The organism is Pareuzebyella sediminis (genome assembly GCF_008367235.1).
Taxonomy (GTDB): domain Bacteria; phylum Bacteroidota; class Bacteroidia; order Flavobacteriales; family Flavobacteriaceae; genus Pareuzebyella; species Pareuzebyella sediminis.
Genome location: NZ_VTZS01000001.1, coordinates 930,727 through 956,270 on the forward strand (window position 1 = coordinate 930,727; position 25,544 = coordinate 956,270).

18 protein-coding genes are annotated in these 25,544 nt (G+C 42.3%); 4 read left to right on the forward strand and 14 right to left on the reverse strand.

Annotated features, from left to right (window positions below; translation table 11 throughout):
* Nucleotide 1 precedes the first annotated feature (1 nt).
* The 11 genes from F2B13_RS03860 to F2B13_RS03910 form a co-directional block, all read right to left on the reverse strand.
* The gene (locus F2B13_RS03860) at nt 2–1,324 is read right to left on the reverse strand and encodes a Gfo/Idh/MocA family protein (RefSeq protein WP_149303294.1); all 1,323 of its coding nucleotides are present in this window, start codon (nt 1,322–1,324) and stop codon (nt 2–4) included.
* Nucleotides 1,325–1,565: 241 nt separating this feature from the next.
* Nucleotides 1,566–2,666, reverse strand: a complete 1,101-nt coding sequence (locus F2B13_RS03865) for a bile acid:sodium symporter family protein (RefSeq protein WP_232625189.1) — start codon at nt 2,664–2,666, stop codon at nt 1,566–1,568.
* Nucleotides 2,667–2,687: 21 nt separating this feature from the next.
* On the reverse strand, nt 2,688–3,119 hold the full coding sequence (locus F2B13_RS03870) for a nuclear transport factor 2 family protein (RefSeq protein ID WP_149303296.1): 432 nt from the start codon (nt 3,117–3,119) through the stop codon (nt 2,688–2,690).
* Between the two features lie 43 nt (nt 3,120–3,162).
* On the reverse strand, nt 3,163–4,119 hold the full coding sequence (locus tag F2B13_RS03875) for an RraA family protein (protein WP_149275963.1): 957 nt from the start codon (nt 4,117–4,119) through the stop codon (nt 3,163–3,165).
* A 157-nt stretch (nt 4,120–4,276) separates the two neighbouring features.
* Nucleotides 4,277–5,776, reverse strand: a complete 1,500-nt coding sequence (locus F2B13_RS03880; RefSeq protein WP_149275964.1) for a mandelate racemase/muconate lactonizing enzyme family protein — start codon at nt 5,774–5,776, stop codon at nt 4,277–4,279.
* An 82-nt stretch (nt 5,777–5,858) separates the two neighbouring features.
* Nucleotides 5,859–7,397, reverse strand: coding sequence for a SusD/RagB family nutrient-binding outer membrane lipoprotein (locus F2B13_RS03885; RefSeq protein ID WP_149275965.1), 1,539 nt, complete (start codon nt 7,395–7,397; stop codon nt 5,859–5,861).
* Between the two features lie 10 nt (nt 7,398–7,407).
* Nucleotides 7,408–10,869 (reverse strand): SusC/RagA family TonB-linked outer membrane protein, encoded by a 3,462-nt coding sequence (locus tag F2B13_RS03890; protein ID WP_198440075.1) that lies wholly within the window; start codon nt 10,867–10,869, stop codon nt 7,408–7,410.
* A gap of 151 nt (nt 10,870–11,020) precedes the next feature.
* Entirely contained in the window at nt 11,021–12,220 is a 1,200-nt protein-coding gene (locus F2B13_RS03895) for a FecR family protein (protein ID WP_149275966.1), read from the reverse strand.
* Nucleotides 12,221–12,416: 196 nt separating this feature from the next.
* Nucleotides 12,417–13,592: a mannonate dehydratase gene (locus tag F2B13_RS03900; RefSeq protein ID WP_149275967.1), complete on the reverse strand. Its 1,176-nt coding sequence runs from the start codon at nt 13,590–13,592 to the stop codon at nt 12,417–12,419.
* A gap of 53 nt (nt 13,593–13,645) precedes the next feature.
* Complete coding sequence (locus F2B13_RS03905) at nt 13,646–14,929, reverse strand: enolase C-terminal domain-like protein (RefSeq protein WP_149303299.1); 1,284 nt, start codon at nt 14,927–14,929, stop codon at nt 13,646–13,648.
* A gap of 25 nt (nt 14,930–14,954) precedes the next feature.
* Nucleotides 14,955–16,388, reverse strand: coding sequence for a GntP family permease (locus tag F2B13_RS03910; protein WP_149275969.1), 1,434 nt, complete (start codon nt 16,386–16,388; stop codon nt 14,955–14,957).
* 206 nt (nt 16,389–16,594) lie between these two features.
* Between F2B13_RS03910 and F2B13_RS03915 the strand changes: the two genes are divergently transcribed.
* Complete coding sequence (locus tag F2B13_RS03915; protein WP_198440076.1) at nt 16,595–17,245, forward strand: RNA polymerase sigma factor; 651 nt, start codon at nt 16,595–16,597, stop codon at nt 17,243–17,245.
* Nucleotides 17,246–17,278: 33 nt separating this feature from the next.
* Here the strand turns inward: F2B13_RS03915 and F2B13_RS03920 are convergent, their stop codons facing one another.
* Nucleotides 17,279–18,856 (reverse strand): sulfatase family protein, encoded by a 1,578-nt coding sequence (locus F2B13_RS03920; RefSeq protein WP_149275971.1) that lies wholly within the window; start codon nt 18,854–18,856, stop codon nt 17,279–17,281.
* 150 nt (nt 18,857–19,006) lie between these two features.
* On the opposite strand from F2B13_RS03920, the gene F2B13_RS03925 reads away from it, so the two are divergent.
* Nucleotides 19,007–19,432, forward strand: coding sequence for a YybH family protein (locus F2B13_RS03925; RefSeq protein WP_149275972.1), 426 nt, complete (start codon nt 19,007–19,009; stop codon nt 19,430–19,432).
* Nucleotides 19,433–19,435: 3 nt separating this feature from the next.
* Here the strand turns inward: F2B13_RS03925 and F2B13_RS03930 are convergent, their stop codons facing one another.
* Both F2B13_RS03930 and dnaK read right to left on the reverse strand, forming a co-directional pair.
* Nucleotides 19,436–20,350 carry a hypothetical protein gene (locus F2B13_RS03930; protein ID WP_149303301.1) on the reverse strand — a complete coding sequence of 305 codons (915 nt, stop codon included), beginning with the start codon at nt 20,348–20,350 and terminating at the stop codon, nt 19,436–19,438.
* 124 nt (nt 20,351–20,474) lie between these two features.
* On the reverse strand, nt 20,475–22,385 hold the full coding sequence (gene dnaK, locus F2B13_RS03935) for a molecular chaperone DnaK (RefSeq protein WP_149275974.1): 1,911 nt from the start codon (nt 22,383–22,385) through the stop codon (nt 20,475–20,477).
* Between the two features lie 214 nt (nt 22,386–22,599).
* Here dnaK and F2B13_RS03940 point away from each other — a divergent pair, with 214 nt between their 5' ends.
* Nucleotides 22,600–23,760 (forward strand): Gfo/Idh/MocA family protein, encoded by a 1,161-nt coding sequence (locus F2B13_RS03940; RefSeq protein WP_149275975.1) that lies wholly within the window; start codon nt 22,600–22,602, stop codon nt 23,758–23,760.
* A gap of 143 nt (nt 23,761–23,903) precedes the next feature.
* A complete protein-coding gene (locus F2B13_RS03945; RefSeq protein WP_149275976.1) occupies nt 23,904–25,331 on the forward strand; it encodes an L-serine ammonia-lyase in 1,428 nt (475 codons plus the stop codon).
* Nucleotides 25,332–25,544: the final 213 nt, after the last annotated feature.

The following is a 25,544-nucleotide window of genomic DNA, read 5'->3' on the forward strand; positions in this document are numbered from 1 at the left end:
CTTAGGCGTACTTTCTGTTTTCCCTGCTTCGCATCTTATTGGCTTCTTTATCCCTTTTAAATCTTTCCTTCACAGGATCCCATTCCAATGTTCGTCCCAGCTGGTATGCAATATTACAAATATTACCGACAGACGCAGAGCGGTGGCCAATTTCAACGTCACAAAGGGGCTGAGTTCTTGTCTTTATGGCATCAAGCCAGTTTTGATAATGATTTCCCCTTGACTTCAATTGCGTAGCATCACCTACATTAGCGGTAAGAATGTTCGGTGGATCGGTTTCGAGATAACTTCTGCTAATATCAAGGTTTCCTTTAGACCCTATAAAACGAACTCCCCATTTTCGACCGAAATCTTCATGTACCATTTCGATACCATTGTCATAGATCATTCGCATGCCCCTAACTGCACTTCGGTCTTTTGGTGGAATGAACCTTACGGGTCCGGAACGATCTTTTCCCAATCCCCACTGGGCAATATCGAACATATGCGCGCCCCAATCCGTAAGTATGCCACCGCCCGTTTCGCGAAACAGACGCCAATCGGGAAAAAATGTGGTACTTACAGAAGGTGCGAGCCGTTCGTTATAGGGCAGCATCGGTGCGGGACCGCACCATTCGTTCCAGTCAATTTCTTCCGGGGTAGGTTGAGTCTGCAAATTAAAAGGTACGGCCGGGTCTCCGACGTTTACGAGTACCTTTTTTATTTCGCCAAGATACCCCTCTCGAACCAGTTGAGTGGCTTTCTGAAAAGTCTCCCATGAGCGTTGCATACTACCGGTTTGAAGTATTTTTCCCGTCTTTTTCACCGTTTTAACCAAGTCGATACCCTCCCGTATTTTATGGGTCAATGGTTTTTCGCAATAGATATCCTTTCCTGCTTTCAAAGCTTCAATGGCCTGAATTGCATGCCAATGGTCGGGAGTAGCTATTATTACCGCATCTACATCTCCTCTCTCCAAAATTTCGGTATAGTTCCCTGTGGTAGTTATGCCCTTATACGCGCTCAGGTTACATTTTTCAGCGTACAGTCTTGATACGTGGCTTTTGAACCATTCATTTTTGGTGGTCCACACATCAGAACCTATAACAATTTGGGCATCTTTGGTATGTTCAAGGAAAGACCTTGCCAACCCCCCGGCCTGCTTGCCCAATCCTATAAAGCCTAGATTTATTCTATCGTTTGGGGACACAAACCCTCGGCCCATTACATGGCGGGGTATAATCGAAATTGCACCCACGGCCATAGCAGATCTTGTAATAAAGGCTCGGCGGGATTTTTGAAAATTATGAACTTCCTTTTTGGAATAGTTTTTATCCTTTTTCATTGCTAAGGGGGTTTGAAATCACTTTTCTAAAATAGTCAATTTGGCACAGTAATTCTTCCAAGCTATTGAACATTACGTAAATATATTGAATATCGGAGAGTATACCCATGACCATTCGGTGTAATTCTCGGTCTAGAAGTTTACTGTAGGTATCTTAATTCCCATAAAGGTGCAAGGTACCTTACGCATCCATGCCCGTAATACGCATGTATAAAAAGATTCAAAGACAAGTTTGCGCCTACTAATCGGCCAAAGCTGCCTGCCCTCTTATTTTCGGTGGTTTCTTATGCCAGTATGAGGCGAGCATGGAGCCCGTGACGTTCATTAAGGGACCAAAAACGGCGGGAGCTAGACCCATTGTTGCAATTTTTCCGAGCGAATTGGCTATTCCGGATGCCAGACCTCCATTTTGCATTCCGACTTCGATGGCAATCGTACGGGCATCCTGTTCCGTCATTTTGAACAATCTGGCAAACCAATATCCAAGTAAGTAGCCAAAGATATTGTGGATCAATACCAGCAACATCAAAATACCTCCAATTTCCAAAAGGCTATCCCTTCCCGCCGCCGTAATAATAGTGATGATTATTCCAATGGCTAACATGGAAACCATAGGCATTGCCTTATCTAGCCATTTCGTCTTAAAAAACTTATTGAATAGCAAACCAGCTCCAATGGGTATGATGATCATCTTGGTAATGCTCCACATCATATCAATCACATTTATTTCTATGAATTCACCAGCCAATAACTTCATGAGCAATGGGGTTAGAAAGGGAGCTAACAAAGTAGCAATAGAGGTAATAGTTATGGAAAGCGCCAAATTAGCATTGGCCAAATAGGCCATTACATTGGAAGCTACCCCACTTGGGGAACACCCGATCAATACAATTCCCGCGGCAATCTCGGGAGGGAAACTACTTGCCTTTGCCAACGCAAAACCTACCAACGGCATAATTAGCAATTGTGCACAAACACCAATAAAGACGCCCCTTGGAGTCTTGAAAACCGAGGCAAAGTCCTTAATGCTCATCGAAGTACCCATGCCAAACATTATTATCTGAATAAGGGGTATGATCAAGACAGTCAATTTAATTCCCGCAATCACTGTAAAGAGTTCGGGATAATATAAAGCCGCTGATACGCCGGCGAAAATCATAATGGTGAAAACCAGACCACTAAGGCTTTTGTAACCACTAAAACCAAAGGCTAAAAGTGCGAAAAAAAGAAGGAAAAGGACACCGGCCTCATTTATTTTACCCATAAATATCATACCGAGCAAAACCAGAAACAACAAAGCGGCAAGAGCTAGGGCAACTGAATAAATAGTAATTTTTTTCAAGATGTTTGAGATTTCAAAAAGTTATAACTTATATGCTTGTCGAGCGATAAGCTTCCAATTATCGTGCTGTTTTAAAAAAATAAGCATAGCGCCAATACGTACGTCGACCGGTTCGCCCGCATTAATACCCTCGGCTTCAAAAATATGTCGGACAACTGCCGTTTTATCCGAGATACTGATTGTTTGATCTTTTGGGGTAATCGAAATAAAATCAAAAGGCCCGTTCATTACCGCGTCGATATATGTAATCTTATCTTCAATGGTGCCACTGGAATGACCGTAACTTAACTTTTCGGAAGTCAACTTTTCAAGAATATCGTTCTTTTTGTTCACCATAGCATCATATAGGACGTCAACGGTATTCTGAATAGTAGTTTCATCCGATTTTGACTGGCCGAAAGAAACCAGCGTGAAGGATGTAAAAAGGAGCAGTGCGAGAACTTGTTTACTCATAGAATCAATTAATGGTTTAGTCGTTGGTGGTAATTTTCAGATATTACCATTTTTGTGTATTAAGATAGTCGTTCAATTCTTTTCGTGTTGTAGGCAGTTTATCATCAGGGTATTTGTTAAGCCAATCCCTGAAATCAGCTCTGATCTCATCCGTCCACCTCGTATCGATTTGCCCTGGAGTATACTTCTTTTCCCGAAGTCTTTGAAAACCGAACAAATCACGAAGGCCGACCACCTCAGAAGACAGTACTAACCTTTCGACCAGATGGGCCGGAATAAAAATAACACCGTGGGGATTTGCCAAAACCACATCCCCGGGCAAAACAATAGCTCTTCCTATTCGAATGGGCATATTGATACTTGTAAGCATTTGTTCTTGAAGGTAAGACGGGTCTGCCCCTCGGTACCAGGCATGAAAACCTTTGATATCGAGCAGTCCGGCCACATCGCGAACACCTCCGTCGAATATAACGCCATTTTTTGAATTGGCATAAATTGCATTCCCCAGATTAGAGCCAATTAAAGTTCCGTCGATGATGCGACCATAACCATCGGCCACATACACATCGCCCGATTTCAGAATTTCTATGGGCCAAGAATTACTGCCCCCAATGGTGTCACGGTTCTCCTCACCGCCCTTCTGTTTGATCAACTCTTTAAAATCAGGTCGGAGCGGCATGTATTGTGCGGTTAGCACTCTTCCCGTCATTATTCCACCGGAATGAAGCATTTCCCAATCGCCATCGTATTGATTGTGATATCCCCTACCCCGTAAATACCCCCAAGCTTCTTCAATTTGAATATTCTTTAGACGCTCGAGCAAGGCATCCGAAACTTTGGGTCTCCCGTCCTCAAAACGTTCTCCTTTCCATTCGGAAGTCAATTGTTTTATGTACTCTGGTGTCGCAGCAACCCCCTGCGCCGTTAGTGATACTACTGCGAAAAAGCAAAGAAGGCCGGTTAATATTCTTTTTTTCGATAGTACGGTTTTGGTATTCATAGGGTCATGATATTTAAGATTGAACAATGTAACGAATTTCTGTTGTGTTGCCAAAATAGTTGAACTCCCTAAAGTTTTGCCTAGGGAGTTCAACCGAAACTAACTAACTCAACCAACTCTTTTTTTTTGATTTTTATAAAAATCGATTTCTTGAATACTAACTATAGGTCCTATCGTGTGAACGAAGTTCGTTCCATTGATCCGTCGGTGCGAAATAACTCTTATCACGTGGGTCAATATGCTTTTTGAGAACCTCTTCATTAAGTTCGATTCCAAGTCCTGGTGCGGTCAAAGGCACCGTTGCGAACCCTTTGTCGATCATCTTGAAGCCTCCGACCGTTTTGACCAAATCTTCCCACCAAGGTAAATCTACCGAGTGGTGCTCTAGTGCCAAAAAGTTTTGTGAAGCCGCCGCACAATGCACGTTAGCCATGAAGGAGACCGGCGTACCTGCTTGGTGCATGGCCATGGCAACGCCATATTCTTCAGCATAATCGGCAATCCTTTTGGTTTCCAGCAAACCGCCTGAGGAGGCTAAGTCTGGATGAACGATATCGACGGCCCTTGCTTGAATCAAAGGTTTGAAATCACGCAATAGGTAAATATCCTCGCCTGTAGTAGTAGGCGTTTCAATGGCCTCGGTAATGGTTCGCCATTGCTCGGTATATTGCCAGGGTACCATATCTTCGAACCAAGCCAATCTATACTTTTCCAAAGCTTTCGCCATGCGAATATTATTATTGAGATCAAAATGGCCATAGTGGTCGGTAGATATTGGTATTTCGTAGCCGACCATATTGCGAACGTCCTCGACTACCTGTTGTAATACTTCCAACCCTTTCTCGGTAATTTGAATTTGGGTAAAGGGGTGCATGGTATTTCCATAGGACATGAAATTTCGACGATCTCCCCATTGATTCAGGTTTCCCTTGGAATCTTCCCAGAACTTGCCGTTTACGACCGTATCTTTTTTTCCTTTTAGCTCTCCGATGGATACATCCATTTTCAGCCAGGTATATCCCTGTTCGTTGACCCTGAAATTAATTAAACGTTGTTGCTCCTCTGGCGAACTAGCTTCTGGAGTATCGGCATATAGCCTGACCTTGTCTCGGTATCTTCCACCTAACAATTGCCAAGCGGGTACGTTATAGGCCTTACCGCAAAGATCCCAAAGTGCCATTTCGACAGCGCAGACACCTCCCGCTTGTCGTGCAGGACCCCCAAATTGCTTGATGCTCTTAAAAATCTTCTCCACATTGCAGGGGTTTTCCCCTAAAATTCGACTTTTCAACATTAGTGCATATCGAACATCGGCGGCGTCACGTACCTCTCCCAGTCCATGAATGCCCTGATTGGTTTCTATCTTAATGATAGGAGTGCCTCCCATGACATTGGTGAGCACATACCGCATATCCGTAATTTTCAATTCGGAAGGAGCCGATGCCCGCTTCACTTTCGAAGTCGTTTCGGCTACCGTATCTTCGAAGGAATATCCCATGAAACTGGATAGTGCAATACCGCCTAAGGCCGTCTTTTTTAAGAAATTTCTACGATCGTCCCCGGTTTTGGGGTTATCGATTTCGGCCTGTCGCGAAGCCTTGTAAGCCCTTTCTTCTTTTTTGTTTTGTTCGATAAGCTGCTTTAAGATGTTCTTCATATTTACTTATTAATGCAGTTTTTAATTGGGTTCATGTACCTGAAAATACCAATTTTATTGCAGGTCTCTACTTTTATCCCGTTTACTGGTCCCACCAAATTCTTGTTTCCAAATTATCAGGCCCTTGTCTTGCAACGGCTTCCTGTAAATTGGACGAATTGACGGTCTTTTCGGAATCAGGATAGGTCAAACGGCGTATGAACGGTTCGTTTTGCAGTTCACTACCGGGGTAAGTGTTTGGAGCCACTACCGGAAAACCCGTTCTTCTAAAATTAGCCCAACTCTCCGAGCCATTCAAAAAAGTGGATATCCAGTATTGGTTGTTGATTTGTTCAATTTCCATTCCCGAAGTCAATTCATGTGTGGATAAATAGTCCTGAATATCGGCTTCAGCAATCGTTGTATTACCCGGCCAGTCTGCAAATTGCTCCATATTGGCACGTATGGCTTCTTGGTACAGTGCATTGGCATCTCCGCTAGCCCATCCACGTACAACGGCCTCGGCATAAAGTAAGAGGGTTTGGGAGTACGTTACGAAAAAACTTGGTGCTTCTGGACTACCTAATCTTGATCTATCGAGTTGACTATAGGCAAAAAGGCTCGCCACGCCATCATTCTCAACTGCAGGGGATATAGTCGTATTGTCATACCCTTGAGGCATACCGATCTGGATGTCAGGATCGCGATTAGCGTTATCTTCGATTTGATCTCCACCTGATTCGGCACCCACGTACCTGACCGCTATGGCAGGTAACCTTGGATCATCATTGGCCTGAAGAAAATCGACAAATTCTTCATCCAAGTAATAAAAAGGTGCTTGTCCGCCATTGAGGTTCGTTCCCAACTCGTTTCTGAAACTGGCATCATGACGTAATAAGGCGTTATCTTCATTGGAGGTCATTACTCCTCCACCGATAGCCTTGGCCGCATATTCCTGGGCCTTTGCCGGGTCTACCTTTACCAGTCTCATGGCTGCTCGCAACATCAAGGAGTAACCCAATCTTTTCCAAGCCGAAATATTATCCCCAATACCAGCTCCTGCATACATAATCTCTTGGTCTACGGCATCATTGGCAGGGTTCAGGGCGGCGGATGCTTCTTCCAATTCGTTTAACAAATCGTTATATATATCGGCCTGAGGAGTATATTCGGGAAACGGTATATCTTCTAAAAAACCTTTTCCCGCCTCGAAATAAGGGACGTCACCATAGGTATCCGTCACCTTTAAAAATTCGTGCACACGCCATATCCGCAGAATGGAGCGCAAATTGGTCTTCTCGGGATCATCTGCTATAGCTGCTATACCGTCTACTAAATTCTTGATAGTGGTCTGATATGAACTATTCCAAAGAAACAATGTGGCGGCACGATTATCTTGATTAATATTCGCACCACTACCCACCCCTGTAAAGGGAGTAATCATTTGCCTGACTATTGTTACTTCATAGGTCAGGTTGTCGCCATACCCAGGTGCACTGCCTATGATGGCCGTATTGAGTTGAAAGGTTGGATCTATAGATGTTAACCTTACTGGGTCGGTATTAAGTTCGTCAAATCCATTATCACAGGAGACATTGAATACCAAAAAACTTATCGCTATGTATCGTATTATATTTTTCATATCGCTTGTCTTAGAATTTCATATTTACATTAAAGCCGATTTCTCTCGTAATAGGTAAGCCTGTCGCCTCGAGTCCTACAAAATTATCGCCTATGATCCCGTTCTGATCGGGATGTATGTGAGGCACCCATTTCTTTAGAACAGCGACGTTATTGGCTATAATATCGAACTTCAAGCCTTTGATAAACCCGATATTCTCCATGTACTTTGTAAAATCGTATCCGAGGGAAATTTGGCGGAGTTGCCAGGAGCCCGCGTTAAAAACGGATTGTTCAGAAGCCCTAAAAGTTCGGATCTGCTGATAAAATGGTTGAATTTCAGCTTGTGCCGTATTCACGCTTCCATCGGGGTTTACTCCTTCCCCTATAACATATCCTACGTCCCTTCCGACCAAAGTAGCTTTATCGAGACCGTGGCGGTATGCGTTGATATGTGTTCCTGAAATCATCTTATGGCCTAACTTATAGTCGATCAGAAAAGAAAATGAAAGGTTTTTATATTTAAACGAGTTCGTAAACCCACCGACCCATATTGGGAGTGCCGTACCAAAATTTAATTGTTCTTCAGACCGCAGTGGAAGGCCACTATTTGGATCGAAAACCTGGTTTCCTTGATCGTCTCGCAACCAACCCCATCCGTATAATTGGGCCATAGGTTTTCCGACCACCTGTCTAAGTTCACCATGAAACTCCGCGTTTCCTACAGTGATAAAGGTATCGTCGACACTTTCACCCAAACTCAATACCTTCGAGGTATTGTAAGAGACATTGGCCGATGTATTCCAAACAAAGCTATCTGTTCGGATGGGTGCTAACGAAACGAATATTTCAACCCCTTGATTCTCGCTTTCCCCCACATTGATCAATCGCGTTGTATACCCTGACGCATCGGAAACCTGTGCGCTTAGTATTTGATCTGCAGATAATTTATGATAATAAGACCCTTCGAACCTTAGATTATTGAACAGCGTCAATTCAAGACCCACCTCACGTTCGGTAACCCGCATAGGCTTGAGATTTGAATTAGGAATGGTATTGGTGTTGATGCTACCGACGGGCCTATTCAAAAGTTGAAGTGGATTCACATTATAAAAAAGGTTATCAGAGTACGGTGCCACGTCGGTATCACTGCCGACCTCTGCAAAAGCGAATCTGATTTTCCCAAAAGACAGCCACTGCGGCATATTATCGAACGCTTGGCTAAAAACAAAACTTCCGGTCACAGAGGGGTAAAGAATGCTTCTATTTTCCGGAGAAAGTGTGGAAAACCAGTCGTTTCTGGCCGTGGCATTCAAATAGAGATATCCTCCATACGATAGTTCGGCGGCGGCATACAAAGAATTTACCTGACGTTCAGATAGACTATAATTAGGTGATACCGTACTTGCATTTCCAATGGTATAAAGGTCTCGAGTATAAAAATTTTCTCCCAAAATGGTGTTTATATCGGAACGTCTGTACATCAAGTTACCCCCGCCGTTTACTAACACTCCGAATTCACCGAACTGTTTATTGATCGTAACAAGAAAATCGGTATTGATTTCCCTGAACCGCCTTTGATCTTGAATGTATTGACCATTGACAAAGCCTGGAGGTGGGGAAGATTGCCGCCGGGAGCCCGTTGGTAAATTATAGTCGACATCTCTCATATAGTAGTCCTGACCCACCCGCGCTTGAAGCGAAAGCCAATCGGTAAAATCATATTTTGCCGTGATATTACCAAAAATCCGATCCCGTCGGTTGTTCTCAAAACGCTTTAGTGCAAAATAAGGGTTAGTTCTATTGGTAAATCTCGAGTACAAAATTTCATCACCGTTCTCATCACAACAATTTTCCTCCAGTAAATCCATGGGCATCGTCGAAGCCAGTGTATATATCACCACCGGACTATAATCTTGCTCCGCAATATTGGGTGGATTGGTCCTTATCTCATTGGAGTAGTTGACATTGCCCGAAATCGTAAATCGTTTGAGTTTTTGGGTGAATCCCATATTTACGGTTCGTCGCGTATACTTTGATCCTGGAAGTATCGAGTTGGCATCCATATTAGAGGCGGAAAAACTAATTCCCCCATTATCACCTCCAGAAGCCACCGAAATAGTATTCATTAAAGTGGAGCTATTGCGATAATAATCCCTGATTTTGTTCGGCGTAGGTAGGTAAGGGGCTACAATTCCGTCAAAAAGAATTTGTGTGCCGCCCACGGGTTCTCCGAAACTCCAAACCCCTGAGGTGGGAAATGGCGAATCTGGCCTCTCGCCCCCCTCACCTTGTCCATATTCATATTGATAGTCCGTATAATCAAGCGGAGTTCCGTTCGTATAATTCGCATTATAGGTGATTTCGACACCGCCGTCAGCTGACCTATTCTTTGTAGTAATCATTATGACCCCATCTTTCGCCCTAGATCCATAAAGAGCCGAGGCGGCCGCCCCTTTCAAAATGGTCATTGTTTCTACGTCGTCGGGATTGATACTACTTAATCCGTCACCACTATCGGAACGCCTGTTGCTACCCACTTCACCAATATCGCCTTGTACCCCGAAAGATGTATTGTTAATGGGTACTCCGTTTACCACTATTAAAGGCGCATTATTATTTCCAAAGGAAGAAATACCACGAATTCTAATTTTACTACTTCCCTGTGGACCCGAACCAAGACCCGAAATATTTACACCGGCCACTTTTCCTTGAAGTGCATCCATAAAATTAGGTGTTCTATTCACGGTAAATTCATCGGAGTCTACCTTTGCCGTAGCATACCCGAGGGTCTTTCTATCCCTTTCAATTCCCAAAGCCGTCACCACGACTTCTCCCAAAGCCTGTGTACTCTCTTGCAACACCACATTAAGCGTCGATTGACCATTTACGGCAATTTCCTTGGAGGTAAAGCCTATATATCCGAAAACGAGAACCGAGGATTCACTGGGCACGGAAAGCGAGTAGTTACCATCAAAATCGGAAGTGGTTCCCAAGGTGGTTCCTTTTATTAAAATGGTGGCACCCGGCAATGGCGTGCCATTGGCATCGGTAACCTTTCCACTGACCTCCGTATCTTGCCTTGCTACGCTATTATTTTGGAAGTTTTCCGCCTTATCGATCTGCTCCTTGAAAGGTGTCAGTATAATTTGACTGTCTAAGACCTTGAAGGTAATTCGGCCTCTATTGAATATTTTGTTTAAAATTTCATCAATTGTCGCTTGTTGAACATTGATATCTACTTTCCGATTCAGATCCACTTCATCACTACTGTAGAAAAATTTGTATTCTGTAGTGGACTCGATAATTGAAATTACTTCTTGAACCGTTATACCGCTTTTGTTGAGGTCAATCTTTATCTTCAGGTTATTTTCAGATTCCGCTTGAACCTGGAAAAATACCGAAATCATAAACATGAGCATCATTTTCACTTTGAAATCGATTTTTGGGAGGATAGATGATACACCACACCCTAAATGTTTTGGATTTTCCATAATTTTGTAAAGGTTTTAGTTATTTTCTCGACTGAAATCTTTTTAGATCGGAAAGTGTTGCCGCACTTTCCGATTTTTTTTGTGCTTCAATTCATACTTATTCTTTTTAGTGAATATTCTGTTTTGTTCTTCATAATGAAACCATATTAGGCTAATCTTCCATATAAATAGTAATTACTTTTTCCTTTCTGGAGAACTTGAAAGAAGTATGCTCTTGAAATACATTCAGAATCTCCTCTATGGATTCTTCAGTAAAGGTTCCCGTAAATTTTTTAAGGTTCATCTCTTCAATTTCATTGTGTATTACCACATTGAAATGTCGTTCCAGTTCCTTTAATATTTTTTCAAATTCGTCATCGTTAAAAAAAAGCTTTCCCTCCGTCCAGGCAGTATATTTATTGACATTTACATTATCTACTACGATATGGTCATCGGTAAACAAAGCTCTCTCCCCTGGTACGATTTTGCGTATTTTATCTTGTTTACGCCCTTCTAAAGGGTACACCCCGACACTGCCCTCTACCAAAACAGTCTCAATATTTGTTTCATTGCTATAACTTGATACATTGAATTTTGTACCATACACTTGCGTATTCATGCTTTTCGTCACCACAATAAAGGGACGATCTGAATCTTTTTCCACTGAGAAATACGCTTCCCCATCTAGATATACCTCACGGGTAGTCCCCGATGCGAAGACTACAGGGTATTTCAAGGTTGTTCCTGAATTCAGAAAGACGTGCGACCCATCAGAAAGCACAATCCCAAACTTTTTACCGTAGGGCACCTTCAACTCATTATATTTTAGTTTAAACTCCTTCTTTTCGTTTCCGCCATAAATCAACTGATTGTGATTTTGTGTAACAACACTGCCCTCGGTCTCGAGAATAATCTCCGAACCATTTTCATTCAAAATTTGGTGCGTACCGTCTTGCAGTTTAAGAATAATGGCATTTTCTTCAATTTCGGGGGGTAGGGTATCATTGGGATTATGGTCCGAATCCATTTTAAAAATCGACAGTATGATTCCTAAAATACTAGCGGCAACTCCAAACAGCACTATTTTATTCTTATACAAAGGAATTCTCGGTCTTGATTTTATTTGCCCTTTATCTTCTCGCATTTCGAGAATGTTGTTCCAGAGCTCATCGACCTCCTTATCTGACAATCTTTCCCCGTCATGCATCGATTTAACAAGGGCGATGGCACTATTTAAAATCTGCCTTTTCTCCGGATGTTTTCTCGACCAGTCGGTCCAAAATTCATCAACCTCACTATTGGAATCTAAAACCCACCTTTGAAAGTGTGCGTCAGCAATAAAATCTTCTTCTGAGTATTCGCTATATCTCATTACCTATGAATGATTTGACGTATTATCGTCGTCTACTAATAAAGAGAGTGCCCGCCCTATTTTTACCCCATGAAAAATGCATTTATTTACGATTGTTTTAAATAAAATCCCATAAAAATGAAATAGAACTATTTTTTGGTTAAAATTTTATCTGTTTTATAAAAAATACGGTGAGGTTCTAATAAAGGTTCCATCCTCAATGATAACCCATTTCTATCGCGTGCATCAGTGCTTTAATGTATCCGAAAGCATAGGCATGACCCTGCAGATAACTCGCCGGGTCTTCATGATGGGGTATATGATCGGGCATCACCATGGCATCATATCCAACATCCCTTAAGGCCATTAATATTTCACCAAAATCCATATCGCCATTATCCGGATATACCTCTTGAAAATTATTATAACCCCCTTTAATATTCCGTAGGTGAATATTAAAAATCTGATTGCGGTCACCGACCCATTTAATTATGGGCAAAATTTCGGTTCTCGGATCTTGAAGACCTTCTGCAGTTGATCCCAGACACAGGTTAAAGCCATGAGACGGACTGTCGTACAATTGAGCAAAGCGTTTTATGCCTTCAAAAACATCAGGGCTGTTCCATCGCGTAATGCCCCGATACCCAACCGGTGCAGGGGGGTCGGCAATATGATTGGCCAATTGCACATTATACTCTTCCGCTACTGGTAAAACCCGGTCTAGAAAATAAGTGATTCTCTCGTACATCTCATCTATATCAACCTTACCCGCTACGGTAAGCCCCTCATTTTTCGCCAATGCCTTTTCAAGATTCCAGGTTCTATAATACGTATTCCCACGAGTAGTATCAAGCGTGTCTTCAGTTCTAAGGATTACATGAATTATCGTATTGTACATCAATGTTTTGACTCCGGTTTTGCTAGCTACGGTAATCATTTGCTGAATCTGCTCTATCTCCCGATCCCTTTGGGGACTCTTACCCAGCATAATGTTGGGTGTGCTTACTTTTTCTATGCCCGCAGATGATAATGGTAAGTGATAGGCATCCAATGAAATACCATATTTCTCGCAGGCTTCCTTTTTTTTAAGCGAATCTTCCAAATCCCATCCCACACCTTCAATAACTTTTGGTGCTCCTCCGTCCATATTGAAGACACCGTATCGCGCCAAAAATTCTAAGTTTTGCTTACCAGTTCCGCCATGTTGACATCCTACTTTATATAAAATTTTATTTTTATTTGAGAAGTTGCCAACGTTCTTATTTTCGTTAGGGGTCATTTTCGGTGAAGCTCCCGAAAGTTGACCTGAAGCCCCTAATGCCGTTACACCCAAACCGCCTTTGACAAGCGTTGACAAAGCCTTTCTACGGTTTACATTAACTTTTTCTTCCATATCCATTATTTAATTTTAGTGTACACTCTATCTCAAACAACCCGTACTTGGAGCTACCATCGTTGCAACTTGAACTCCCATTCCGGATTTATTTTCTTCATTTCTATTTCATCGTCTCTTTCCTTGAGGCCGCATCTTAAAAAGTTTTGATGTAATTTCTCTAACTGGTCTCGATCTAATTCGACCCCTAGACCAGGACTATCAGGGGGGGTCACGTACCCTTCTTGTATCGGAATTTTACCCCCTTGAATCACTTCGTCTTCTTGCCATGGATAATGTGTATCCAGCGCATAATCAAGATGTGGTACGGCAGCGCCCAAATGGGTCATGGCGGCCATAGAAATGCCCAAATGACTGTTCGAATGCATAGAAAACCCACGGCCAAAAGTTTCGCAAATTTTATTCAATTGCATCGAAGCCTGAAGTCCGCCCCAAAAGTGATGATCGGACAGAATGATATGTTCAGAGGCAAGGGCAATGCTAGAGGGCAGGTCATCGAAAGAAGTGGTGCACATATTTGTGGCCAAAGGAATATTTACCTCTTTGGCCAAGAGCGCCATGTTTTTTTGTCCCCTCACCGGGTCCTCATAGTATTCTAAAATACCTTCGAGTCGTTTGCCACATTCGATTGCCGTTGGCAAAGACCAAATAGCGTTAGGGTCTAACCTCAAAGGCGTATCCTCGCCAAATGCTTCACGAAGGGCCAACATACTATTACATTCCTCATTTGGCGGTAAGGCGCCTCCCTTGAGTTTAATGGACTTAAAACCGAATTCTTCGCACATGGCCGTGGCTTGATCGACAATTTGGTCAGGAGTCAGGGCTTTTTGCTGCCGGGCAAGCCACCAACCCTTTTTGCTTGAATCGATATCAAAACCCAAATCTCCTCCGGCCCCTTCATACTTATAGAATAGATAAGCCGCAAAGGGTACCTTCTCTCGTGATTTGCCTCCTAATAAATCCACAATGGGCCTCTTCAACTTTTTGCCGATACAATCGAGGCATGCGACTTCTATAGCACTGAATAGATGTACCAATAGTCGTTGATCCCAAGGGGCAACCCCTCTTTCATTATCACGAGTTCCAAATTTCTCAAGGATTAACCGCTTAATACCGTGAAGTCCAAAAACGTCTTTACCTACCAAGAGCGAACTTAAATCCTCAAGAGCCAAATAAATTTTCTGACTTCCAGGTATTTCACTTAGCCCAATAATTCCAGCATCTGTCTTTAGCTCAACGATAATGCGCAGGGCATATGGTGCATGTAGGCCTGCCGCATTGAGAAGTGGTGGGTCGCCCACAGCAATCTGTGTATTTTTTAGATGTACAATCTTCATTCGTATTTGTTTAATCTTTCTAATGCTAGACCAAAGGCCATAGTTTCGCCGCAATCAATATCACGATCAACCCGGTCACACCCATGATTGTCAACATCGGCGAAAATGTCTTCAATACTTCCTTTTCGGTAAGGTTGCTCATTTTACATACAATCCAAAATCCGCTGTCGTTCATCCATGGAAAAATCTTTGAACCACAAGCAATAGCGAGTCCTACATACAATTGATGGTATCCTAAATCCATGGTTGCGGACATACCCGCAAGTATACCCGAAGCTGTAATCATGGCTACGGTAGCGGAGCCTTGAGCCGTGCGAACGATTACTGCGATAAAAAAAGCCAGGGGAATAATTGCCATTTGATAGCCTTGGGTCAATTCGCCTATTCTAGCGCTAATTCCTGTTTGCTGTAGCATAGCGCCAAAGGCACCTCCGGCAGAGGTGATCAAAATGATAACTCCCCCACTCATTAAGGCCGCCTGAACACTTTTTATAAGGTTCTTTCCCTCTTTATTGTGAAAGACCACCAGAAGTAGCGCGGAAAGCGCTCCACATATCAAGGCCGTATTTTTCTCTCCAAAAAAGTCGATTATTTGAATTACGAAGGAATCCGAAGTAATATTTAAAAAGGTATCTATTGTAGCCTTAACCGTAATGAAGAGTAACGGTATTACAATCGGAAGTATCGAAAACCACAATGATGGAAGGTGCTCATCGGACTTCAAGGAAAGGTTCTTAATATCTTTAAGTGGAGCTTCCGCAGAGTCACGAAGGGGAACTGGCCATTTTCGATTTGCCCAAACGGCATACATATATCCGGCCACTACAGTAAAAAGTCCCACCAAAATACCTCCCACCATCATCATACCGATAGGAATGTTCATTTCTCCTATTAAGAAAAGGGGGCCCGGCGTTGGAGGAACTAAGGAATTAGCCATAGCCGCACCTGCAGTTATAGCTAATACCAATAGCAGGTAATTCTTTCCGATTCTATTTGCCAAGGCTTTTGCCAAAGGAATCATTAGATAGAAAACGGTGTCAAAAAAAACGGGGATACCAAGAAAAAAACTACCTCCTAGAAAAGATAGGGGTGCTTTATCCATACCCGTCCATTTGATGAGGGATCGCACGATTTTTTCCGCCGCACCGCTTTCAAGCATACATTTACCAATAATCGCCGCCATGGCGATAAGAATACCGATCTTTCCACAAGTTTCACCAAAAGCGGTGGCAATACGTTTGCCTACATGCCATTGAGACATTTGTATCGCTGTTTGGGCATTGACCCCCTTACTTAAGGCAAAGGCTTCGACGGCACTGGCCGGTGTCAATAAAGCCACCGCGAAAGCGGCTAACAATAATGCCAGAAAGGCATGTAACCTAAGCCCTATAATTCCGCCAACAACAATAATAATTCCTATTAGCAGAATGAATAAAGGGTCTTGAAGAAGCATAAGCATACCTGATAAATATCAAATGGTTGGATGCGATTCTTTCTTCTCACATAATTAAAAGAACCGACTTTGTTAACAAGAGAAGATATTATCAAATTTACCCCATTAATTAAATGATAATTTTAAAAATTTATATTATTAATTGAATATACTTTAACTTTTGTGCTATATTTATGACAAATAACCAATTCCTTGAACCTAAATATTACGTTTTGGAGCTGCAATTCGTTTTTTCGCAAAACCATTTCAGAAAGGAGCCTACCAAAGAAATTAGGCATTCCGAAAGTTTGGTTGGAAATTTGACAGATGACCAGCTGTGGAAAGAATTCAAGGCAGGTAGCGAAGAGGCATTTTCCTTAATTTACCGCAAAAACGTTTCGCTTCTTTATAGCTATGGGCTAAAAATTGTTACTGACAAAGAATTGATAAAAGACTGTATTCAAGACCTCTTTGTTGAAATATGGAACACTAAACACAGACTAGGCGCGGTCAAATCTATAAAATCCTATCTTTTCAAATCAATCCGTAGAAAATTAATTTCTGAGTCCGTTAAAAGGCGTAAAAAACTAAGAAAGCAAGAATCCCTGGTCCTTTCGCAGCATACAATAACCAAGGTCGAAGAGCCTGATTTCATCATAAGTTCCAAAGAAAGCCCCAATGAGCAAAAGTTAAGAGTAGCTTTGGAACATCTCACAAGCCGTCAAAAAGAAATCGTTTATCTCAAGTATTTTTCGAAACTCACTTATGTTGAGATTGCCGATACCATGGAACTTAGCATTAAAGGAACGTACAAGCTCATGGGACGATCTATAGGCTTTTTACGTAAATACATGGTCAACGATCACAAAGTAAATAGGTTATAGACTTTTTGATCAATCCAAGTTCTGCGCAAATCTTCAATTAAGGTTTTCATTGCTCAATATTTGTTTCATAACCTGTTCATTGGCATCGGTATCGCCATATTTTAAGCGTTCTTTTTTCAACTCTTTCTTCATTTCGGCAATAATAGTTGCATAAGCCTTGTCGTTTATGGCATTGTGCAATTCTTTAGGATCTTTTTGTAGGTCGTAGAATTCCCAGGCGGGCTTAGTGGTTTCCTTTGAAACTCCCTTTTTATCGAGGCCTTGACCATAGAAAAAAGCCAATTTGTAGCGTTGGTTCCGGATACCGAAGTGTGCCGGTCTATTCGGATGATGCAACCAATATCTATAATACATTTGATCTCGCCATTCCTGAGGTGTTTGCCCATTTAAATTTTTACGAAAGCTTTTTCCCTGAATGAATTCGGGTTTCGGTATGCCCGCATAGTCGGCCATCAAAGCCGAAAAATCAATATTCAAAATGATGTCATCAATACGCTGTCCCCCTCTAATTTCCTTGGGATATCGGATGACGAACGGCATACGTAATGACTCTTCGTAAATCAATCTTTTATCAAAAAAGCCGTGTTCCCCTAAGAAATAACCTTGGTCGGCCGTATAGATCACTACCGTATTGTCGGCTATACCCTCGGCCTCGAGATAGTCGAGCAATTTTCCAATGTTATCGTCGATAGCGGCCCCACAGCGCATGAAATCCTTAACCAATTTTTGATAGATTTTTTTTCGCATTTGAACACTGTCCAAACCTTCGAGCGGGTAAGGTAATCCAGGATAGGTAGTCCACCAATTATCCGGATCTTTTGTGGCATTGTCCCATCGCTGTCCTAAATTCTCCAGTTTTTGTCCAACAAAGGTTCGCCCGGTAGTTTCAGGGCCAAAATCGTATAAAGACGCAGGTTCCGGAATCTCTTCCCCCTCGTACAACGATGCGAAACGTTCTGGGTAATCGAAAGGCTCATGGGTAGCCTTAAAATTGCAAAACATTAAAAAAGGCTTGGATTTATCCCGGTTTTCTAAGTGTTCTATGGTCAAGTCGGTAATTACGTCGGTGGAGAAACCTTGGTATTCGCTACCTCCCGAACTATCATATCCATCTTTCCAATCTTCTTCTGTTTTTAGAATGGGATCCCAATATCGACCCTGTCCGGGCAATACGTTGAAATAATCAAAACCTTCCGGCTTACCGACCAAGTGCCATTTACCGATAATAGCGGTTTGATACCCATTTTTAGAAAAGGTCTTTGCAATATTAGGATGTCCTTCGGGCAAGGGCTCACTAAGCGTATATACCTGATTGATGTGGCTATACTGCCCCGTAAGAATGCTACCCCGGCTGGGCGTGCAAATACTATTGGTACAGAAGGCATTCTCAAGAACGGCACCTTCGGCCGCCAATCTCTTGATATTGTCATTCTTCACATAATCGGAAAGTAGACCTCCATAAATTCCCCACGCCTGTGACGTATGGTCGTCAGAAAGTATAAAAAGGATATTGGGTCTTTCTTTTTCGGTTTTGATTTGCCCATAGGCACAATTTCCTATAAATATCACTTGGATGCTAAAGAGTAAAAAGGGAAGAAATATTTTGGTCATATCTTTAAATTAAAAGGACCGACAATATAAAGAAGAATAATCAAAAACCACTTGGCGTTTTTATAAAGTATTACCAGCATTTATCCTACACAAGATATACCTCATCTTTTTTAGGAGAATTAGTTTATCTTTCAGATTAAAATGTAACCGATGAAAATAACCTTTTCCCTTTTACTGCTTATATTGGCCTTACCTCCACTTCATGCTCAAGAAGAGGAGGTTAAAACAATTCGAAAAATTCTACAAGAACAACAGGAAGCATGGTCAGACCATGATTTGGAAGGTTTTATGCAAGGATATTGGAAATCTGACTCCTTAACCTATTTTAGTGGTGGGCAAACTACCAAAGGTTGGCAAACCACCTTAGACAACTACAAAAAAGGATACCCTACCCCTGCCCATACGGGAACACTGAACTTTCGAATTGCTGAAATCACAAAAATCAATGATGACGCATACTATGTGATGGGGGAGTATTTTTTGACCCGTGAGGTGGGTGACTCCAAGGGTACGTTCATGATTATATTCAAACGGATCAAAGGAGAATGGAAAATCGTAGCCGATTCCTCTTGTTGACCCCTAATCTTCTATGTTTTCGGGAGTCTCATAATACACAATTCTGCGGGTCGTGTAGGTATTATCAGGTGTGACTATTTCCTTTACCCAATTATTGTATCGGCTACCATCGAACTGATAGATGTAGTGTTCGGCAGTAGTTATTAGGCCACGCTTCGTAGTCACCTCTGAAAGCACACCGTCTTTATCATACACATAGTGCACTTCGGATTGGGGCAGCCATTTCTGGGTTACACTATCCATGGCAAATTCGGCCTCGAAAATCAAATTATCTTTTCTGAGAATTTCCTTTTTCCTAGTGCTCAAGTCTCCGTTGATATAGTCATCGGTAACAATTTTGATCTCTACTGAATCTATTTTCTCACGTCGAACAGACTGGAGCAAGACATTATTTCGCTTTTTAATCATAACCGATGCGTCTTCCGAGTCGGTATACTCTATTGTTATTTCGTCCGTACCATTGGTATCGGTATGTACAATTTTTATCAATGCGCCTGTATCATCATAGTGATAAATATTTTTTTCCAAGGCCTCTTGTTCATAGGAAACAATATTTTCAACAACTTGCCTCTTTAATCCTGTGGTATCGAATTCGTATAAATTGGCAATAGAGGTTGCCGGGTCAAAAGTGTTGTCGTGGTAATTTTCTACTCTTTTTTCTATAAGCTCACCATTGCGGTATCTATAAAAGGTATTTTCATAGTCATCGTCGCTATATCGTGTAACGGCTTTTGACAGGCGCCCTTTTTGATCAAAGTGATACTCTTCTTTTCCATAATCGGTGATAACAAGCGCCGATTTCACTTCGCCAATCAAATCAAAATCCTCCACTTTAAAGGTTTTGATTTCTTGGGATGATAGTATCGAACTTAGGCTACTTGTCAGAATTATAATACTAAATACGTACCACTTTACCATGTTGCAAAATTAGTTGTTATTCGGTCAATGGGAAACAAAAGCCATGACAAATCGATGAAAAGAAAAACCCGTCAGGTTTCATTTTGATACCTGACGGGTTGTATTTAAAAGATTTATAGATGTATTATTTCACTTCTTCAAAATCTACATCTTCGACATTATCCCCTTCTTTAGCACCTGAATCCGCGGTATCTTCTCCGCCTGGAGCTTGACCTTCACCTTGTTGTGCTTCGGCTTGGGCCTTGTACATTTCTTCGGAAGCGACCTTCCATGCCTCATTGATTTTTTCCAAGGCTGGGGTTATTACCGCCAAGTCTTTACCTTCATGAGCCTTTTTCAGTTCTTCCAAAGCCTCTTCGATAGGCTTTTTCTTATCTTCGGAAAGCTTATCGCCAAATTCTTTCAACTGCTTTTCAGTCTGGAAAATCATGCTATCAGCTTCATTAAGCTTATCGGCCGTTTCTTTTGCCTTTTTATCACTTTCCGCATTAGCCTCGGCTTCGGCTTTCATCTTTTTGATTTCTTCTTCTGTCAAACCAGATGATGCCTCGATTCTAATATCTTGTGACTTCCCTGTTGCTTTATCGGTTGCGGAAACTTTAATGATTCCGTTCGCATCGATATCAAAGGTCACTTCTATTTGAGGCGTTCCTCTTGGTGCGGGCGGAATTCCATCTAAATGGAAACGACCAATTGTTTTATTGTCAGTCGCCATGGGTCGCTCACCCTGCAATACATGAATCTCAACGGAAGGCTGATTATCGGCTGCAGTGGAAAATACCTGTGATTTTTTTGAAGGTATTGTTGTATTTGCTTCAATCAACTTAGTCATAACACCGCCCATGGTTTCTATACCCAAGGACAAGGGCGTAACGTCTAACAATAACACATCTTTTACGTCTCCGGTCAGTACACCACCTTGAATTGCCGCACCGATCGCTACAACTTCATCAGGATTTACACCTTTAGAAGGTTTTTTTCCAAAAAACTTCTCCACAGCCTCTTGTACAGCAGGTATTCTTGTCGATCCACCTACTAAGATGATTTCGTCAATATCGCTCTTTGATAGTCCCGCAGATTTTAATGCGGTCTCACATGGTGCAATAGTTCTTTTCACCAAATCATCGATCAACTGCTCAAACTTAGATCGAGTAAGGGTTCGCACCAAGTGCTTAGGTCCAGATGCAGTTGCCGTCACATAGGGCAAATTGATTTCTGTTTGTGCTGAAGAAGATAATTCGATTTTCGCCTTCTCGGCGGCCTCGCGTAAACGTTGCAGTGCCATAGCGTCTTTGCGCAAATCGATTCCCTCGTCTTTATTGAACTCTTCTGCCAACCAATCGATTATTTTTTGGTCTACATCATCGCCACCTAAGTGGGTATCACCGTCAGTGGACAGTACTTCGAATACACCATCGCCAAGCTCGAGGATGGAAACATCATGCGTACCACCTCCAAAGTCAAAAACTACGACTTTTTGATCGGTATCCTTTTTATCAAGGCCGTAGGCCAAAGAAGCCGCAGTAGGTTCGTTGATGATGCGCTCAACGGTCAATCCTGCAATTTCACCAGCTTCCTTAGTTGCCTGACGCTGAGAGTCATTAAAATACGCCGGTACCGTGATAACGGCACGGGTTACATCCTGTCCTAAATAATCTTCTGCGGTTTTCTTCATTTTTTGAAGAATCATAGCCGATAATTCTTGGGGGGTGTATTTACGACCATCCACATCTACACGCGGTGTATCATTGTCACCTTTGACCACTTTATAGGGTACCCTTTCTGCTTCCTTTGAAGACTCGGAATACTTATTCCCCATAAAACGTTTTATCGAATAAATCGTTTTTTCTGGATTAGTTACCGCTTGTCGCTTCGCAGGGTCCCCCACTTTTATTTCGCCTCCCTCAACAAATGCAATTACCGAGGGGGTAGTTCGTTTTCCTTCTGCATTTGGGATTACCACGGGTTCGTTGCCCTCCATAACGGAGACACAGGAATTGGTCGTACCCAAATCGATGCCTATGATCTTGCTCATTCTATATGTTTTAAATTATTAGTGCTTTATTTTTTCGGTCGGTATGAGAATGACAAACAATATGCCAAGAGGCGGAGACCTGACATGATGTCATTTTTAGATTATTTGTTTAGGTAAATTAGAAAAACGAGCCCCCTTCATTAAAGTTTAGTCCAAGAAGTGCGGTTATTTTTATAATTTGCGCCTTACCTGAAAATACTTCAATACAAAATTTATGAAATCTAATCGCCGTAATTTTCTGAGAAAAGGCCTGTCATCTGCCGCTGGGTTTGCAGCCGCCTCCATGATTCCTTTTGACAGCTTTGGAATGGACCCCCAAGCGCACAAAGAAATTATTGTACCTGCCAAAGCGCATTCCAAACCGAAAGATGCTATAAGATTCTCAGTAATCGGAATAAATCACGGTCACATCTACGGCATGGTCGATTCATTGATCAAAGGTGGGGGTACCTTGGTTGAGGTATATGCTAAAGAACCTGACCTCTTAAAAAATTTCACTAAGAGATTTCCTGAGGTTACCATTGCCCGAAACGAAGACGAAATCATTCAAGACAATTCCATACAACTTGTAGCTAGTGCCGCGATTCCTGTCGAAAGGGCTCCAATAGGTATAAAGGTCATGAAATCGGGAAAAGATTACATGGTTGACAAACCAGGCATAGTTACCTTTGAGCAGTTTGATGAGGTCAAGAAAGTTCAAAAAGAAACCGGTCGAATCTACTCAATTACTTATAGTGAAAGACTTGGAAACCCAGCTTCGGTGATGGCCGGAGAACTAATACAGGAAGGGGCTATTGGAAAAGTAGTTCAACTCATAGGTCTTGGGCCCCATCGTATGCGTCCGGAAAGTCGCCCAGATTGGTTCTTTTATCCAGAAAAGGCAGGTGGAATTTTATGTGATATAGGCTCTCACCAATGTGATCAGTTTCTGTACTATACCAATTCAAAACAGGCAGAGGTAAGTATGGCACAAACGGGGAATTTTGATATCCCACAATATCCTGATTATCAAGATTTTGGAGATATGAGTGTACGCAGTGACCATGCCACAGGTTATATTCGCATTGACTGGTTTACCCCAGAAGGTCTGGGTACTTGGGGAGACGGCCGTACGTTCATTCTAGGGACCGATGGATATATCGAAATGCGAAAATATATTGACATTGCTGGGCGAGAAGGGGGCAACCATTTGTTCCTAGTCAATCAAAAGGAAACCAAGTATTATAACTGCAGCAATGTACACATGCCCTATGGTGAACAATTGGTCAGTGATGTGGTACATCGTACCGAAACGGCCATGGGACAAGCACATTGCTTTCTAGCTACCGAACTGGCCCTGACAGCTCAGAAAATGGCTTATAAATTGTCTACTTAAGTATTCGAAAAACTCAATTTTCAACAGTAATATCGGTGGATGCCTTTAAGCAAATGAATAGACGGCTGAACATGTCTTTGAAATAGCAAATCCACTTAACGGGAATAGACCTACATCTATAACTTCTCTAATTCACCATATCTATGGAAGCCATCAGTATTTTTGACATGCTTAAAATTGGTGTAGGGCCCTCAAGTTCCCACACCCTTGGTCCTTGGCGGGCAGCAGAACGATGGATTTCAGAACTTAAAGCCGCTGACCTCTTTGCTAAGGTAGTACAAATTAAAGTCCACATATATGGTTCTCTTTCCCTGACGGGAAAGGGGCATGCCACTGACTATGCCATTATGCTAGGCCTATCGGGTGCCGATCCGATTACCATACCCATTGATTCCATCCATTCTACCGTTGATACTATTAAAGAAACCCAAGCATTACAGTTTGATGGCAAGGTCGAACTTCCTTTTCGGCCTGAAACCGATATCGTTTTTCATAGTAAATTCTTGCCATTTCATGCTAATGGACTGCAATTCGAGGCCCTTTTCAAATCAGGGGATAAAAAAGTTAACACATATTACTCCATTGGTGGCGGTTTTGTAGTCACAAAAGAACGTAAGAATGCTAAAAGAAAACTTGATGCCTTTCATAATTTTCCATTTCCGGTACAGCATGGAGCAGAACTTTTGACTTATTGTAGGGGCCAAAATAAATCGATTTCCCAGCTGGTACTCGAAAATGAGCGATCGCTACGTTCCGATGAAGAAATTAACTTGCGCCTCAATCATATTTGGTCTACCATGCTTGAATGTATGTACATTGGCTGCCATACCGATGGGAAATTACCAGGTGGACTCCAGGTACGCAGAAGGGCGTTCGACCTCAATCAAAGTCTACTCAATGGCAGAAAGTCATATGAGAACCCCATAGAATGGCTAGAGACCATTCGCGGTACCGAAGTGAGATTCCGTGAAATATTGAAATGGGTCAGCTGTTTTGCCCTTGCCGTAAATGAGGTCAATGCTAGCTTGGGACGTGTCGTCACGGCTCCTACGAACGGTAGTGCAGGTGTTATTCCCGCGGTGTTAATGTATTACATGGTCATCGAAAACCATAATGCAGGCTTTGAGCAGATTAAAAGTTTTCTTCTTGTGGCCGGTGAAATTGGAAGTATTTTCAAAAAAGGAGCCACTATCTCCGCAGCAATGGGCGGTTGTCAGGCGGAAATCGGTGTTTCTTCCGCAATGGCAGCAGGGGCCTTAACGGAACTTCTTGGTGGAAGTCCGGAGCAGGTTTTAATGGCTGCAGAAATTGCCATGGAACATCATCTAGGTCTAACTTGCGATCCAGTGGCGGGCCTTGTTCAAGTACCTTGTATCGAGCGAAACTCCATGGGGGCTATAAAAGCAATTAACGCAGCCGAACTAGCCCTAGGATCTAATCCCAAAGATGCAAAAGTATCCTTGGACAAGGTTGTGGAAACCATGTGGCAAACTGCGAAGGATATGAGCTCGAAATACAAGGAAACTTCGGAAGGGGGTCTTGCCGTGGGAATCAATATCAGTGATTGCTAGATGTGAAATTTTCGATGAAAGCCCATAAAAGGCCAATTATCACTAGGTTCATCGACCTGCCGGTCTTACTTCAACCATTCTTTAACAGCTTTTCAAGTTGAACAACTATGTGTTTTTCAAAGCGAGCAGATTCCCTTTAGACCCAATCTTAATTTTGTTTTAAAATCATTCTTTCAATATCTTAGTATTCCTCCCCCGATAATGCACCCAAAG

Bases quoted from the DNA above. Each gene is read 5' to 3' on its own strand.
- F2B13_RS03930 (WP_149303301.1), bottom strand. From the start codon at position 20,350: ATGGTAAAGTGGTACGTATTTAGTATTATAATTCTGACAAGTAGCCTA.
- F2B13_RS03910 (WP_149275969.1), bottom strand. From the start codon at position 16,388: ATGCTTATGCTTCTTCAAGACCCTTTATTCATTCTGCTAATAGGAATT.
- F2B13_RS03895 (WP_149275966.1), bottom strand. From the start codon at position 12,220: ATGAGATATAGCGAATACTCAGAAGAAGATTTTATTGCTGACGCACAC.
- F2B13_RS03875 (WP_149275963.1), bottom strand. From the start codon at position 4,119: ATGAATACCAAAACCGTACTATCGAAAAAAAGAATATTAACCGGCCTT.
- dnaK (WP_149275974.1), bottom strand. From the start codon at position 22,385: ATGAGCAAGATCATAGGCATCGATTTGGGTACGACCAATTCCTGTGTC.
- F2B13_RS03860 (WP_149303294.1), bottom strand. From the start codon at position 1,324: ATGAAAAAGGATAAAAACTATTCCAAAAAGGAAGTTCATAATTTTCAA.
- F2B13_RS03945 (WP_149275976.1), top strand. From the start codon at position 23,904: ATGGAAGCCATCAGTATTTTTGACATGCTTAAAATTGGTGTAGGGCCC.
- F2B13_RS03890 (WP_198440075.1), bottom strand. From the start codon at position 10,869: ATGGAAAATCCAAAACATTTAGGGTGTGGTGTATCATCTATCCTCCCA.
- F2B13_RS03940 (WP_149275975.1), top strand. From the start codon at position 22,600: ATGAAATCTAATCGCCGTAATTTTCTGAGAAAAGGCCTGTCATCTGCC.
- F2B13_RS03925 (WP_149275972.1), top strand. From the start codon at position 19,007: ATGAAAATAACCTTTTCCCTTTTACTGCTTATATTGGCCTTACCTCCA.
- F2B13_RS03900 (WP_149275967.1), bottom strand. From the start codon at position 13,592: ATGGAAGAAAAAGTTAATGTAAACCGTAGAAAGGCTTTGTCAACGCTT.
- F2B13_RS03880 (WP_149275964.1), bottom strand. From the start codon at position 5,776: ATGAAGAACATCTTAAAGCAGCTTATCGAACAAAACAAAAAAGAAGAA.
- F2B13_RS03920 (WP_149275971.1), bottom strand. From the start codon at position 18,856: ATGACCAAAATATTTCTTCCCTTTTTACTCTTTAGCATCCAAGTGATA.
- F2B13_RS03885 (WP_149275965.1), bottom strand. From the start codon at position 7,397: ATGAAAAATATAATACGATACATAGCGATAAGTTTTTTGGTATTCAAT.
- F2B13_RS03905 (WP_149303299.1), bottom strand. From the start codon at position 14,929: ATGAAGATTGTACATCTAAAAAATACACAGATTGCTGTGGGCGACCCA.
- F2B13_RS03870 (WP_149303296.1), bottom strand. From the start codon at position 3,119: ATGAGTAAACAAGTTCTCGCACTGCTCCTTTTTACATCCTTCACGCTG.